At 58.7% G+C, this 15,630-nt stretch carries 10 protein-coding genes and 1 pseudogene; 5 read left to right on the plus strand and 6 right to left on the minus strand.

Annotation, left to right across the window (positions count from 1 at the left end):
- Nucleotide 1: 1 nt before the first annotated feature.
- Together AC07XM_RS24585 and AC07XM_RS24590 are read left to right on the plus strand one after the other, a co-directional pair.
- A pseudogene (locus AC07XM_RS24585) lies at nucleotides 2-222 on the plus strand (UDP-N-acetylglucosamine 2-epimerase); the annotation flags it as partial.
- Between the two features lie 181 nt (nucleotides 223-403).
- Nucleotides 404-1,198, plus strand: a complete 795-nt coding sequence (locus tag AC07XM_RS24590; RefSeq protein WP_256596967.1) for a lipopolysaccharide kinase InaA family protein — start codon at nucleotides 404-406, stop codon at nucleotides 1,196-1,198.
- Nucleotides 1,199-1,308: 110 nt separating this feature from the next.
- On the opposite strand, the gene AC07XM_RS24595 is transcribed toward AC07XM_RS24590, so the two are convergent.
- The 6 genes from AC07XM_RS24595 to AC07XM_RS24620 all read right to left on the minus strand — a co-directional run bounded on the left by AC07XM_RS24595 (nucleotide 1,309) and on the right by AC07XM_RS24620 (nucleotide 10,183).
- Entirely contained in the window at nucleotides 1,309-3,327 is a 2,019-nt protein-coding gene (locus AC07XM_RS24595; RefSeq protein ID WP_060518624.1) for a polysaccharide biosynthesis protein, read from the minus strand.
- A gap of 105 nt (nucleotides 3,328-3,432) precedes the next feature.
- The gene (locus AC07XM_RS24600; protein WP_102689855.1) at nucleotides 3,433-4,440 is read right to left on the minus strand and encodes an MraY family glycosyltransferase; all 1,008 of its coding nucleotides are present in this window, start codon (nucleotides 4,438-4,440) and stop codon (nucleotides 3,433-3,435) included.
- A complete protein-coding gene (locus tag AC07XM_RS24605; RefSeq protein WP_102689854.1) occupies nucleotides 4,440-5,408 on the minus strand; it encodes a UDP-glucose 4-epimerase family protein in 969 nt (322 codons plus the stop codon). The genes AC07XM_RS24600 and AC07XM_RS24605 overlap by 1 nt, the downstream gene beginning before the upstream one ends.
- Before the next feature lie 219 nt (nucleotides 5,409-5,627).
- Entirely contained in the window at nucleotides 5,628-7,043 is a 1,416-nt protein-coding gene (locus AC07XM_RS24610; RefSeq protein WP_060518630.1) for a TolC family outer membrane protein, read from the minus strand.
- A complete protein-coding gene (locus AC07XM_RS24615; RefSeq protein ID WP_102689853.1) occupies nucleotides 7,040-8,365 on the minus strand; it encodes an HlyD family type I secretion periplasmic adaptor subunit in 1,326 nt (441 codons plus the stop codon). The genes AC07XM_RS24610 and AC07XM_RS24615 overlap by 4 nt, the downstream gene beginning before the upstream one ends.
- 12 nt (nucleotides 8,366-8,377) lie before the next feature.
- Nucleotides 8,378-10,183, minus strand: coding sequence for a type I secretion system permease/ATPase (locus tag AC07XM_RS24620; protein WP_060518688.1), 1,806 nt, complete (start codon nucleotides 10,181-10,183; stop codon nucleotides 8,378-8,380).
- A gap of 574 nt (nucleotides 10,184-10,757) precedes the next feature.
- Here AC07XM_RS24620 and AC07XM_RS24625 point away from each other — a divergent pair.
- From AC07XM_RS24625 to AC07XM_RS24635, 3 genes are all read left to right on the plus strand, one after another.
- Nucleotides 10,758-11,633: a hypothetical protein gene (locus AC07XM_RS24625; protein ID WP_060518634.1), complete on the plus strand. Its 876-nt coding sequence runs from the start codon at nucleotides 10,758-10,760 to the stop codon at nucleotides 11,631-11,633.
- Between the two features lie 17 nt (nucleotides 11,634-11,650).
- A complete protein-coding gene (locus AC07XM_RS24630; protein WP_060518636.1) occupies nucleotides 11,651-13,108 on the plus strand; it encodes a DUF4214 domain-containing protein in 1,458 nt (485 codons plus the stop codon).
- Between the two features lie 145 nt (nucleotides 13,109-13,253).
- Nucleotides 13,254-15,630 (plus strand): glycosyltransferase family 2 protein (locus tag AC07XM_RS24635; RefSeq protein ID WP_102690348.1); only part of this gene is annotated, 2,377 nt, incomplete at its 3' end.

The raw sequence follows: 15,630 nt of genomic DNA on the forward strand, positions 1-15,630 counted from the left end.
GCAGATGGTATTGATTACAGGCCACCAGCAAGAGAACTTTGGTGATGGCTTTGACCGCATTTGCCAGGCCCTGGTGCATACCGCGCGGCGTTCCCTGAGGTAAACATGGTGTACCCGATGCACCTTAACCCTAACGTACGTGAGCCGGTATAGCGGTTGCTCGCGGACGTGGGCAACATCCACCTGATCGAGCCGCTGGACTGCTTGCCGTTCGTTTACCTCCAACCATGAAGCAGACTACGTCGCAACTATCTCCCGCCCATCGTAGCGAATTGTAAAAAAGTGTACGGAATAAGGCAGAGAAATGTATCATTGGATCCATTAGGCTGATGGCATTTTGATTCCATAAGGATGTGACGTGGTAGGCGATCCCCGGGTTTGGCAAAACGAGTACCCCCATGTTGTGCGTTATCGTGATGCCACCCTGCATTTTCAAACCGTCCTCCCCAGCCATACCCGGCAAGCTATCGAGCAGTTGGTGGAACAGACGCCAACCGCCAAACGCGTGAGTGCGCCGCTCCCGTGTAGCGCCAGCAAGCTTTTTGCCAAACGCGAAAAGCTCGACTCACTGAAAAAAAAATGGCGCATGCAACGTGGTAACCCAAAGCGCAACGGGATGTACGACTGGCCCATTGAAGAGCTGATTAACACGCGTGAAGCCGCCAAGCGAGGCGCCCGGGTACCGGGGCTGATCGGTTATGGATACACCAGCTCGAAGCTTGGGCTGATGCAGGACTTTTTCCTGATTACCGAGTTGCTGCACGATCACGTCGACGGGTTGAGCAAAGCCCGTGAGGCGCCCGCAGCAGTGAGCGCCGTGATAGAGGCTACCTTCGAGCTGCTGCATGCATTGCACCGCCGAGGCATTACGCATATGGACCTGTGGGTTGCCAATGTCATGCTGCCCCAACAGGGTAAAGCTCGCGCCATCGACCTGGAAAACTGCTTCTTCGGCCAAACGGATTACCCGGATGAAATCCTGGGCTTCCAGTTTGGTTTTATCTACTTCCGGGAGATTTATCGGTACATCACCGAAGCGGACTATGACAGCGCGGTAGAGCAGGCGCTGGCCACGTATTTCCCGGACATTGGCCGCGCGGGTTTCGACCGCATTTATGCATTGGCCAAGCATCAGGAGGTGGGGCGCCTGGAGCGGCGTGACATCTTCAACAACGGCGTACTGCAGAGCCGTTGGTAGGGCCAAAGCGGGTTTAAGCTGTAACGACGAACTTGCCCCAGGGGCAGCGGTTAATCAATCAAGGCGGTTATGCGGCCATCGCCGGCAAGCGGGCCGCATTAGCTGCCGCCCTATCGGTCCAACAGCCCTTGGCGCCGCTGCAGATACACCCAATCCACAATTTCTCCCTGAGGCGAGTAACCACTGACCAGTTCTCGCAACAACTGCCGCACACGGGTGAAGTCATCGTCGGCAACCGCAGCCAGCAACTGGGTCAGCCGCTCACGCAGAAAATCCCACGCCAGGAAATCTTCGTTGGCGGCCATGATCATCGGGTGGGCTGTGGGCGATACGTCATCGCCGATAAGCAACTCTTCGTAGAGCTTTTCACCGGGGCGTAGCCCCGTGAAGTCGATGGCGATATCGCCCTGCGGGTTGCCCTGGCTGCGCACACTCAGCCCCGAGAGGTGGATCATTTTTTCGGCCAGCTCGACAATGCGTACTGGCTCACCCATATCCAGCACGAACACATCGCCGCCCTGCCCCATGGCACCTGCCTGCACCACCAGTTGGGCAGCTTCGGGGATGGTCATGAAGTAACGGGTAATTTTCGGGTGAGTTACCGTCAACGGCCCACCCGCCTTGATCTGCTTGTGAAACAGCGGAATCACCGACCCGGAAGAGCCCAGAACGTTGCCAAAGCGCACCATGGTGAACCGGGTCTTGTTCACCCGGGCAATCTTGCTGCTGTCTCCATACATCACCGGTGCCGCCTCGCGGCTCAGCGCCTGCAGGATGAGCTCGGACAACCGCTTGGTGCTGCCCATGACATTAGTCGGCCGCACGGCTTTGTCAGTGGAAATGAGCACGAAGTTGGCGACACCGGTCTGCAGTGCTGCCTGGGCAGTACACAACGTGCCATAAACATTGTTGAGAATACCTTCGGCGATGTTGTGCTCGACCATCGGCACATGCTTGTAGGCTGCCGCATGGTAGACCGTATCGACGCGCCAGGTGGCCATTACATCAACCAGGTGCTGCTGATTGCGAACCGAGCCCAGAATCGGCAACAGCCTGACCGATAGCGACTCACGCAAGATGCGCTGTTCCAACTCACTCAAAATGCTGTAAAGGTTGAATTCACTGTGATCGAACAACAGTAGCGTGGTAGGCCCCAGCCCGATGATCTGGCGGCACAGCTCGGCACCTATGGAGCCCCCCGCCCCGGTGACCAACACGGTTTGCTTGTAGATGCAGCGCTCAAGCAGCCCTTCCTGGGCGGGAACCGGGTCACGCCCCAGCAGATCGGCGATGTCTACGTCCTGAATGTCATCCACTTTTACCCGGCCACTGGCCAGGTCGGCGAAAGCTGGCACGCTCCGTACGTGCAATGGGTAGGGTTCGAGCAAGGCGAGGATGTCCCTGCGCCGTGCTCGCGAAGCGGATGGTAGCGCCAAGAGAATTTCCTGGGCGCCGGTTTCTTTGATCAACTGGTCGAGGTGCTTGGGTTTGTACACCTGCAAGCCTGAAATCACACGGCTGGCAAGATCGCTGTCATCGTCAATGAAGGCCACAGGGCGCATGACCCGGCCCATACGCAGGGCTGCCAACAGCTGGTTGCCAGCGGTACCTGCACCATAAATGGCGACCTTGATAAGGTCGTCGTCGCGGTTGGCGAATGGTATCTGATGAGACCCGGTAAACCAGTCCCCCAGGAAGTACTGGCGCATGATCAGGCGCAGGCCCCCGATGATGACCATGCTCAACCACCAGTAGTTGAAAATGATCGACCGCGGCACGACAACTTGATGGTTGCTGTACCAGTACACCACCACCGCCAGAATCAGTGACGACAATGTTACGGCCTTGATGATGGTCACCAGCGCATCATTGCCGAAATAGCGCATGACCGCCCGGTACATGCCAAAGCGGATAAACAACGGTATGGCAACTACCGGTGCGGCGAGGAACAGCCAGCCATGCTCGACGATAGGGTTGTACATTTCATCGACGCCCAGGCGCACGATAAAGGACAGCCACAACGCAAACCAGATGAGCACAATGTCGGTGCACACTTGTACCAGGCGTTTCTCCCGCCGGGACAAGCTGACAAGGTACTCACGCATTTTTTTATTTTTTGCGTCGCTCATCCAGTTATCCTCTGCGCATCGGGGCTTCGATTGACTGACCAGAGCGCTTCTGAGCAGAACCGAAGGTTCAGCAGCGCGATACGACGCCTTCCTTGTTCGACCATCCTATTCCTGTTTCCCTGCCTGATAGATCAGCGCCAACACTATAAGAGGCGCATACGCCACCGTCGTTCCCAGCGCACCATCGAGTTTCAACAACACCACCGCCATGGCCACAGGCAACAGCCAGCCAAGGTTGATGGCCGCCACTGCCAGGCTGACCGGGCGGTGGCCGGCGTAGCGACGCGAGGCATACTGGTAGGCATGGCTGCGGTGCGCCTGGTAAACCTTGTCGCCGCGCAGCAGGCGCCGTGCAAGGGTGAACGTGGCGTCCACCACGAACACCCCCAAAAGTATTAACCACCCCCAGAATAATAGCGGGTTTATCCAGCCTGCCATTAATGCGAGCAGGCCCAGGACAATACCCAGAAAACCACTGCCGGCATCGCCCATGAAGATGCGTGCAGGAGGCAAGTTCCAAACCAGGAAGCCGGCCACCGTGGCCGCCAGCAACATTGGCAACAAGGCCTCCTGGGCATGGCCGGTCAGCCAGTACAGCAGGCTGCCCCCAAGGCATACGCAGATAGCCTCGATGCTGGCGATACCATCGATGCCGTCCATGAAATTGTACAGATTGAGCAACCACACCAGGTACAGCAGCCCGATGATGATGCTGAGCCAGGCTGCATATAACGGCACGCCAAAAATCATCATCGGTGGCAAGCCGCCGATCCAGAAAAGCCCCCAGCCGGCCGCAATGAAATGCCCCAGCAAGCGCCAGCGCGCGGCGATGTGGCCATGGTCGTCCATGAAGCCGACCAGCGCTACCACACCACCCGCACCCACTATTGCAAACACAGTCTCATTGGCGAGTGCGCCAGACCAGCGAAGCGCCACCAGGCCTAGAAGGAAGGCAAATACGAACGATAGGCCGCCCCCACGAGGCGTGGGCAAGGAATGAGAGCTTCGCGCATTGGGGATATCCAGAATACTGCGTGCCAAGGCATAACGGCGCAATGCGGCAGTCATCAGTAGCGAAGCCAATCCCGCCACAACAAGAAGGAGCCAAATCATCAATATCGGTGTTCCAGAAATGAGCGGGCGGTTATCTGCAGGCCTTGGTCGAGCGTCAAAGGCGGCGTCCACGCAAGCAGGTCGCGATTTTTTCGAATGTCCACTTGCAACGATCCCAGCAGCCGCAAAGCCAGGTCACCTCGCCCGACCATGCCCGCTGCAAACTTCAAAGCCACCACAGGCACAGGCACAAGCCGCACCGGCCGACCCAAAGCATGGCCCAATCCACGCAACAAGCGAGGCAACGAAACATCGTCACCATCGCTGGCGATAAATACTTGATTGGCCGCGGCGGGATGCTCGATACAGGTAACGATCAAATCGACCAGATTGTCTAGCGATACCAGGCTGCGCCGGTTATCGACTGCCCCAAAGGGTAACGGGACGCCCCGCTGCACCCAACACATCATGCTGTGGAAATTGGCTTTTACACCCGGCCCGTAGACCAGCACAGGGCGAATCACCACGACTTCGAGGCCGCAGCTGGCTGCCAGTTCGAACAAACCCTTCTCGGCTTCCTGCTTGGAAATACCATAGGCATCCACGGGCGCTGGTACATCGTCTGCGTGCAATGGACGACCAGGCTGACTGGTTTCGCCATTGACCTTGACGGAGCTGATGTAGATAAAGCGCCGCACCCCCGCAGCAGCCGCTTGCCTGGCAAGGTTCAGGGTACCTTCCACATTAACCAGGCGAAATGCCGCCAAACTATCGGCAGCAGTTTCGTTCATCACGTGCACACGCGCAGCGGCATGCACCAGCACATCAACACCTGCCAGCGCCGCAGCCCAGTCGGTAGAGGCATTCAGATCGCTGACAGTAGCAGCCTGGACGCCAGGTGGAAGCGGTGTGCCGGCCACTCGCACCGCCCCTCTGGTGGCAAAGGCACCGTGCGTGCTCAACGTATGGCAAAGCGCGCGCCCTACGAAGCCACTGGCACCAGTGACAAGAATCGTGCGTCTATCCATGAAAGCTGTCTCGGGAACCTGCTGCTTGCAACGCCTCGTTGGCGTTATCGCCAATGAGGATTAAACGCGGCAGTATACATCTCAGGCCTACATCGCTCGACACCGATTCTGTAGGAAGAAAGCCAAGCGCATCCGGCGCCCGACTTGGGGCTGCCTGGCAAGGCAGCCTCCACATATCATAGTGAACAGCCTCTGCATGCCCGTGCATTGCCCATCTACTCAGGTGCGCGCATCCAGGCTTGCCACATCGCCACCCGGCAGGGTGGTCTCAGGCACCGGACTAAGCCACACATTTACGTTGTCGACACTCTCCTGGTTCAACTCGCCCGCCCATCGACTGAGCAGGAACAGGTTGGTGATGAAGTCATACTGAGACTTGAGCAGATCGCGGCGTGCCTTGAACTCGTTCTGCACGGCAGTTAACACATCGACCGCATTCACGACACCAAAGGTAAATGCCTTCTGCGCCGCCACGCTCGACTTTTGTGCCGAAGACAACGCATTGCGGTTGGCGCGTATTTTCTCGACGCTGGATTGCGCTGTCAGGTAGGCCGTGGTGGTTTCCTTCACCACCTGCCTGCGAATACCCTCCGCTTGCACCTCCGCCGCCAGCTGCTGGTCATACAAACCCCGCACGCGAGCCGAGGTGGAGCCACCGCTATAGATCGGGATCTTCAACCCCAGGCTGGCGACATAGCTATCGCTACGCGGCGCCTGGGTGTTGTCATAACCCTGGTCGCTCTGTTGGGCACTCACGCTCAGGGCGAGTTGTGGGTAATGCTCCCCCTTGCCTTCACGCACCGCAGCATTCGCCGCTTCGGCGTTGCTTTGGGAAGCCTTGAGCATCGGGTTTGTTTCAACTGCCTGGGTAATCCAGCTTTGCAGCGGCCGCGTCGGCGCCTGCAGGGTTACATCGTTGCGCACCCGGCTGAGCGGCTCATGGATAGGCCGCCCGACAATTTCGGCCAGCGCCTCGCGACTAACCTGCACCTGGTTGCGCGCATCCACCTCCTGGGCGGCCAATGTATCAACCCGCGCCTGCATGTCGAGCTTGTCGGTAATTTTTGCCATCTGCCGGTCGAACATCATGCTGACACGGTCCAGGTTTTTTTGCGTGGCACGGCGCTCCGCCTGAACCAGCGCCAACTCGTCATCGGCAGCCAAGGCGACGAAATAGCGCTTGGCCAGGTCCACCGTCGCCTCAGCCAGGGTGTCCTCGGCCTGCTGCCCTTTCTGCGCCTTGACACTCTTGGACTTCTGATAACGCTCCCAAGCCGGTTTGTTGTACAGGTACTGCGTGAGGCTAAGGGAATAGGTTTCGTTGTTGTAGATGTCGCGGGTGGCCTCGTTCTTGCGCAGTACGCGGCTGGAATTGGCATTGGCCGACACCTGCGGCAGCAACTGGCCAAGGGCCTCGCGCTGCTGCTCGGTGGCGGTGCGAGCGTTGGCGTAGGCCGCCAGCACACGCGGGTCTTCAAGGCGCGCTTCGCGGTACAGGCCAGCAAGGTCCAGGGCATAGGTTGATGCCGACACACCCATGGTCGGCTCGGTGGCCAGGTTTTTCGACTCGACGGCCATTGCCTGTAAGGCCGTCATGCAAATGAGTACACCAGGTAGCAGACGCAGCACGATCAGTCCTCAATCAGCGATTGAGCGAACATGTTGCTCGCCGGTTTCAGCAGGTATTCCAGCATCGTGCGCTCGCCTGCGTTGATCAACACCTCAGCTGGCATGCCCGGTTGCAGCTTGCGGTTGCCGAGCTTCTTCATGCCGTCTTCCGACACTTTCACTCGCACCAGGTAATAAGGGTCGCCGGAGTGCTCATCAGTAAGGCGGTCGGCCGAAATGCGCACCAGGTTGCCTTCGATAACCGGCGTGGTGGCAGCACTGAACGCACTGAAGCGGATATCTGCCGTTTTACCCAGCTTGAGCCGATCGATGTCCTTGGGGTCTACCTTGGCTTCGACAACCAGTTCCGACGCTTCCGGAACGATGTCCAGCAAGGGCGTGGCCGCGCTGACCACACCGCCAATGGTGTGCACCTTCATGTCCAGCACCATGCCGCTTTCAGGGGCACGGATTACCACGCGCGACAACCGGTCGCGCAATGCCGCTTCTTTCTCCTGAAGGTCGAACACCTTGGCCTGCACGTCGGACAGTTCGTTGGCCACATCAGAGTCAAACTTTTTCTTCAGTTGCACGATCTGAAGTTCGGTCTCGCCGATTTGCAGCTTGGTCTTGCTGATGGTCGACTCATGGTCGGCCACTTCGGTCTTGAGCATGTCAAGGCGGCGCTCTTGCTCCAACAAGCGCTGGTTATCGACGAAGCCTTCGGCCAACAGCTCTCGCAATTGCTTGATTTCGCCGCTGTATGACTTCTCCAGGCCTCGCTTGGTGCGGATCATTTCGTTAAGGCCAACAATCTGCTGCTTCATCTGCTCGATGCGTTCGCGGTTTACCGAGATCTCACCCTGCAACGAATTGTGACGGGCAGTGAAAACCTGCAGCTCACCGTTCAGCGCCTCACCGGCACGGGGCGAATCGGTGCCCTCCATCTCAACTGCCGGAATCGCATCCAGGCCGTCGCGCTCGGCGCGCAGCCTTGCTTCTTTATAACGGGCCACGATCAGTTGGTTGCGTGTGGACTCGTACTCGGCGCTCAGCTGGCTTTCATCCAGCACGATCAGCGGGTCGCCTTTTTTTACCAAGTCACCATCACGGGCATGCAGCTCTTTGACGATGCCGCCTTCAAGGTGCTGCACGGTTTTGCGGTAGTTTTGCACGGTGACCACACCCGACCCGTGCACTGCGTTGCTCAAGGGTGCAAACGCAGCCCATGTACCAAAAATGCCGAAGGTGACAAACACAATGGTAAGGCCAAGACGACGTATGCCCCGGTCGGATGTGGGCATGTCATCAAAATTGTGGTCGAACGTGCTGATAGCTTTACTGCTCATCTGAAAGTCCTTTTACGCGCCAGTACTGGTCGGTACGACCGGCGCTGCGGCAGCAGGCGCTGGGGAAGCTGGGTTGGGTGTAGCGGCGGTAGGGGCCTGCGCTGCGGCGGCCTGGCCGACACGCTGCTGGCCCTTGGCTTGCTGCGCGGCCAACTCGGCGATAACACGGTCACGCTCGCCATACAGCGAAATGGCCCCACCAGCCATGACCAAAATGCGGTCCAACCGGGTCAGGATATTGGGGCGGTGCGAGACGATGAACACCGTAGCGCCGGTTTCCTTGAGTTTTTGCAAGGCAACCCCCAAGGCGCGCTCGCCGACATCGTCCAGATTGGAGTTAGGCTCGTCGAGTACGATCAAGCGAGGGGTACCGTAGATAGCCCGCGCCAGGCCGACACGCTGGCGCTGGCCGCCGGACAGGTTGACACCGTCGCTACCGATCACGGTGTCGTAGCCATCCGGCAGCATCAGGATCATTTCGTGCACGCCAGCCATTTGTGCAGCCTGCACCACTTTTTCCGGGTCGATCTTGTCAAAGCGGGCGATGTTTTCGCTGATGCTACCTTCGAACAACTCGATATCTTGCGGCAGGTAGCCCACATACTGACCCAGCGCTTGTTTGTCCCAGCTGGCGATATCGGCGCCGTCCAGACGCACCACACCATGCTGCGGCGGCCAGATGCCCATCAACGCTCGTACCAGGGTGGACTTGCCCGCCGCACTTGGCCCAACGATACCGACGATGGAACCGGAGGGCACCACGAAACTCATGTTACGAATCACGGGGGCCTTGGCGCCTGGCGGCGCAACAACCAGGTTTTCTACCTGGATCTGGCCTTCGGGTGCCGGCAGCGGCATACGCTCTGGCTCCTTGCTCAGGTCGTCTAAAACCTTGCTTAAGCGGTCGTATTGCACTTTGGCCGCGACGAAGCCTTTCCAGCTGCCGATCATCTGATCGATGGGCCCCAATGCCCGGCCAAGCAGCAACGAGCCTGCCATCAGCAAGCCTGGGTTAATTTCGTGGGTAACCACCAAGTAAGCACCAATGGCCAGCATGATCGACTGCGACCAGGTGCGGAAGGTTTTCGAGATGGTGCTGACGATCCCCCCCTTATCACTGGCCTCCGACTGCATCAGCATGATGCGGCGCTGGCGCTTGGCCCAACGGTTCATGAGCGTTTCGAGCATGCCCATCGACTCGATGACTTCCGCATTACGCAGCGTCTTGGTAGTGACAATATTAGAAGCGACGTTCTCTTTGTTGGCATTTGCCAAGGCATTGGCAGTCAGCCGGTGATTGACCACGGCCAAGCCAGCGAGGACAAGCCCGCACGCTAATGTCATGTAACCGAACCAAGGGTGGAACAGGAACATCACGACGGTATAGATAGGGAACCATGGCGCATCGAAGAAAGCGAACAAACCCGAACCGGTAAAGAACTGGCGCAGCGCCGTAAGGTCGTTCAGCGACTGCGCCGTGGCATCCGCACCACCGCTGGAGAGCGCGCGCTTGAAGCTTGCGCGATAGACATCGCGGCTTAGCATCACATCCAAACGGTTGCTGATACGCACCATGATTCGCGAACGCACCCACTCCAGGGCGCCCATCGTTGCGACTAACACAGTCAGGATCAACGTCAACATCAACAGGGTCGAGGTGCTGCTGGATGGGACCACCCGCCCCGATATCTGGATCATGTAAAAAGTGGGCACCAGCATCAGTGCGTTGACGAAGAAGCTGAAGAAGCCAACCGACAGGAAGCTGCTTTTGCAGGCTTTGAGAGCGGCTTGCAGGTTGTTGTCAGATAGAGAACTCATGGTATCCATACTGAGAAAGGCGAAAACGGCCGGCAGTGTACCACCCACTTCCAACGAGTAGGGCGCCGGTTGGCGACTTGGCGTCCACCTGTGCCTCTCGCCTGAAAATTTGTGAATACATAGTGAATAGCGTCAAAACGCCACAATTCAATCCCGAACCGCCGTGGAACCTCGAATCGGCACCTCCGACTTAAAGCTGTCACATCAGCGAGGCGACAGACGGCACCCCTTGTATCGCAACCACTCTTGACCTGTCGAAAATCCGCCACAACGCTGTCAAGCGTTATCTGATAAATCTTTAAATCATTGATTAATATGGATTTTCTTGTAGCATCACAAGGCCGACCAACTCACTAGGTTATCGAGCAAGCCAACCCGCAGACTGCTAAGAGGATGATTTTGTTCAATTTCTTGATGAAATTTTTTTTACCTTTGTGAGTTGACAACTTTTCCCATGCATTGCATCTTCGCACCTTCGCAGGGAGCCATCACTGGCCGTTTTGTGTGCATGCACGGGTCTGAGCAAGTTAGCTACCAGTGTTTTGTTTAAAAGGAGCTAAACAACGCCATGTCTATGCCTTCGCAACCCCTTGACGGCCTGAGGATAAGCACCCGGGTCACGTTGCTTGAGCCCGGCATGTTCATTTTCCGGTTCGCCTCGCAACCGCCTGCCGACAAGCCCGTCTGCATTGCACTTCAGCAAGCGCCCCTAGGTAAAGGCTCCATCGACTTTTTCCCTGCCGAAGGCGTCAGCAAAAACATGCTGACTAAGCTTGGCGATACCATTGTGGCGCGCGTCAAAGGTGGTGTGACCACTGTTTTGATCACCGAATACCATATGTTCGAAGACGTGATCGAGCCCGTCGACCTGCGTATCGACCGCATCGACACCTCACCTGCCATCATGCGCACCTTCGCCGTGGTTGCCACCGACCCCTCTCTCGCACCGCCCAGTACCGCCCCCCTCCCTTTCGAGCTTACCGCCCACTTCAATCGGGGTGGTGAGGTGGTATCGACCGAAGGGTGGGTAGGCTCGCCAGGCAGCGACGATTTCATCGAATGCTTCGCCATCGACTGGCCGAACAAGCCCACCGGCGTCGACCTGCTGTACACCTGCATGGTTGCCGGGTCCGGCCCAAGCCGGAACGTGTCCACCGGCACCTTCGTCGGCTTGCGTGGTGAAGGCCTGCCGTTGATCTGCGCAGGCTTCAGCCTGGTCGGCCCACAGCGCAAACACTATGAACTTACAGGCCACATTGTGTTCGGCAACGCCGAACCGCAGTGCCTGGTGACCAATCAGATGATGCATGGCCCTACCGGCACCGAGCCGTTGGTGGCGCTGCATATCGCCATTACTCCCGTTACGAAGACGAACGCTGCCCGCTCTAAGTCTCCGTGGGAAAACTCTGCCTATCAGCAGAAAATCAGTACCGCAAGCCAACTGGCTTGAAGTAACAGGAATACACCATGCAATACGATAACCCCGTATCGTCCACACAGCTGCAAGCGCACCTGGACAGCTCCACCCTGTCGGACAGCACTGTAGCCGCCATCAGCTCCCTGCTGGGCTTGGGCGAAGGCACCACTGTCAATGTGGCTAGCTTCGACGGCGTGAACCTGCAGGTTCCGACCTCCGGCGCTGTCGACGTGGTAACCGGCGTTGTAGCCGGTAACAAAGGCGACCAAGTTACCCTCGACCTGTCCAAAGCTGAAGCCGCTGGCGCCAGCACCTACATCCTGGAAAGCGACGCTAACCTGGTTGTCAACCTGCAGGGCAACTCCGCTGCCCCAGCCGTTCAGGCCTTCGCTGCCCTGGCTGCCGATGTTGCCGTCACCGCTGACGACTCCGCCATCCAACTGGTAGTCACCACCGGCAACGGCGATGACGTGATCACTGTCAAAGGCGACCAGAACACCCACATCGACGCAGGTGACGGCAACGACACCATCGTTACCGGCAACGGCAACAACACCGTTATCGCTGGCGCTGGCAACAACAACGTGACCACCGGTTCGGGTAACGACACCGTCGTCCTGAGCGGCGTTAACCACGCTGACGTAGTCGACACCGGTGCAGGCTTCGACGTTGTCCAGCTGGACGGCGCGCGCGATGCCTACAACTTCGCAGTTGGCAACAACTTCAACGTCAACCTGACCGCTGCTCCAGGTGCTGGCCAAACCGCTTCGATCACTAACGCTGAGTTCCTGACCTTCGTTAATGGCGAAACCGTTGAAACCGTAGCCCTGGCTCACAGCCAAGACGAAGCTGCTGCCCTGCGCCTGTATGAAGGCATCCTGGGCCGTGACGCTGACGCACAAGGCGCCAAAGACTTTGTTGGTGCAGTGAACGCTGGCGTTTCGCTGACCGACATCGCCAACATCTTCCTGAACTCCAACGAGTTCGCCGGTGCTGTCAACGCTACCGACATCAACGAACTGTACCAAGCTCTGCTGGGTCGTGATGCTGACGCCGACGGCGCTGCTGCCTGGGCTGGCCAGCTGGCCAACGGTTCGCAGTCCCTGGCCGACATCGCTGCCGCCATCGCTACTTCGCAAGAAGCGATCGCTGCCGACCAGTCGAACGGTGACTTCGTCCGTGACCTGTACGAAAACGTACTGGGCCGCCCTGCCGAGGAAGAAGGCCTGAACGCTTGGGTAGGCCAGCTGTTCAACGGCGCAAGCCGTGCCGACGTGGCTGCTGCCATCGTTGGTTCCGCTGAAGCTCAGACCAAGTCTGACAGCGACTTCATCGAAGGCCTGTACCAGTCCGCGCTGGGCCGTGCTTCGGATGCAGACGGTAAAGCTGATTGGCTGGCTCTGCTGGCTAACGGCGGCACCCACGCAGACGTGGCGCTGGGCATCGTTGGTTCCGACGAAGCTGTTGCTCACATCGACAACGTCGTTGTGCTGCACGGCCAAGTCTAACTAGCCCTGCTGTAGCGAAGCGTATGCCCGGCCGCAAGGCTGGGCATATGCCAAAGGGGGCGACTTTCGGGTCGCCCCTCTTTTTATTTTTTGTAGCCAAGCCAAGCTTATGTCCAGACAACTCGACCATGGGCGAGAAACGCTCATGGACATTTTCCACCGTCACCGCCAAGCCAACGAGCTTGGCCCGGCGGCAGCGGCACTCGAGCGCGCCCTGCATACCGGCGAGTACCGGCCGGAAGCGCTGGTTTGGAAAGGCATCGCGGCATTGCCGCAAACGCCCGAGCTGGCCTTTGTTTATTTCGCCAATGCCGCCCAGGCCCTGCCTGAGCGTGCAGACATCCATGCACTGGTCGGGCGCAGCCTACTGGCGCAAACACATTTCGAACTCGCCACCCGTTACCTGACAACGGCGTGGCAGACACAACCCAACGACCTGGCCCTGCGCCTGACGCTTTGGCAGACCCGCAGCCAATCGGAGCCCCCTGCCGAGCTGCACCGCATGATTTTGGCCCACCTGCCAGACATTCATACCGGCCAGGAACTGGCCCATGTGCTCAAGCTGCTGGCAGGACTGCCCGATGCCCCGACCACAGTAGGCGTGGCGCGCTACATACCTGAACAGCAGGTAATCCAGGGCTGGGCGATCGACTTGCGCAACCTCCAGGCGCCCGTCGCACTCAAGGTGCAGGCCAACGGCATACAAGCCGATACGTCTGCCAGCGCAGCGCACCCACTGCTTAGTGCCGCGGGCTTGCCTGGTAGCCATGGCGGCTTCCGGATCAGCGTGACAAACCCAACCGCCGCAGTGCATCTGTGCTTTGCCAATGGCACACCGCTGCTGGGCAGCCCGGTATTCGCAATGCCAGCCTTTGCCCCCCCTCCACCAGCAGGCGGCGGCGGCCAGCAACAGCCTGTGGACGTGCTGATTCCGGTGTACAACGGCCTGAGCGAGACATTGGAGTGCATAAACAGCGCACTGGATGCCCGCAAGCGCAACCGAACCCCCCACCGCCTGGTGGTGATAGACGATGCTTCCCCAGTGCCCGCACTGTCCAAAGCACTGAAAGTACTGGCAGCCAAAGGCAAGATCACCTTGGTGACAAATGCCGTGAACCTGGGCTTTATCCGCACCATGAACCGCGCCATGGCCTTGAGCCCGAACAAGGATGTGGTGTGGCTGAACGCCGATACCCGGGTGCATGGCAACTGGCTGGACAGATTACGCCAGGTGGCTTACAGCGATGCCACTATCGCCTCGGTCACCCCTTTTACCAACAATGGCGAACTGATGAGCTTTCCGCAAAGCCGGGTCAGCCATGCCATGCCCACCGCACAAGAGCAGGCCGAACTCGATACCCTGGCGCAAAGCTGCGACAGCGTGCCGGTGGAGATCGAAACCGGCTGCGGCTTCTGCCTTTATATAAAGCGTGCAGCACTGGATGAGGCGGGGTACCTGGACGAAGCGCAACTGGCCCGCGGCTACGGCGAAGAAACCGACTGGTGTCTGCGTGCCCGTACTCTGGGGTGGCGACACATGGGCGCGACCAATGTGTTCGTGGCGCATCAAGGGGGTATTTCGTTCGGCGCGGAAAAAACCCTGCGTGTAGCACACAACAATGCCATTTTGCGTAAACGCTACCCGGATGCCCCAGCCCGCTACAACAGGTTTTGCTTGCGCGACCCTATCAAGCCTGCCCGCCAAGCCTTGCAACGCGCCCGGCTGGCTAAACTTGCCAGCCTACCTCACGCTACCCGCAAGGCCCAGTGGCCCAAGCAAAGCCAGCGGGTTTTGCACCTGCACGCTGGCTCGCATAGCGATGCTCAATTCAACCTGGCCTGGCACCATGACAGCCATCGCACCTGGGTAACGTTGCAAGCCCCACTGCCACCCCTGGCACTGCAATTGGACTTCGAACTGCCTGGCGAATTCGACACGCTGGTCGACACCCTGCGCAGCTTGCCCCTGGAGAGGCTGGCATATGAACAACTGGCACGCTGCCCAACTGCTTTGTGCGATTTACCCAATTTGCTGGGCGTGCCTTACCACATCATTTGCCGCGACGACCGCCTGCTGGGCGAAACTGAAGACTATGATTGGCGCTGTTTTGTCCAAGAAGCAGCCACTGTGCAGTTACCCTGGCAAGCCCTGCTGGGCAATTACTCAAATAGCTACCCCACAGCTGACTGGTCAACGCTGGCGACCAAGCAGCACCCGACAAAAGCGCCCAAAGCACCCCGCGTGTTGCTGATTGGCGACACCCTGATCAACTCAATCATTGCCCAACGCTGGCTTGCACTGGCCAGACACATAGCCCGCCAAGGCCTACCGTTGGTATTACTGGCCAAGGATGACACCCCTTGGCTCAAGGTACTTCAGGCAACCGGCAGCATCCACCGGCTGCCCGCCCCAGCGGGCTTCAGCCTTGCAGAGCGTGCCCGCGCGGCAGGCTGCGACGGGGTTTTGAGCCTGGATGATGCCCCAGGGGCAGGTTGGCTGGCCCCCCCCCTGGCCGACGAAC

This window comes from Pseudomonas sp. GW460-LB5 (assembly GCF_059423245.1).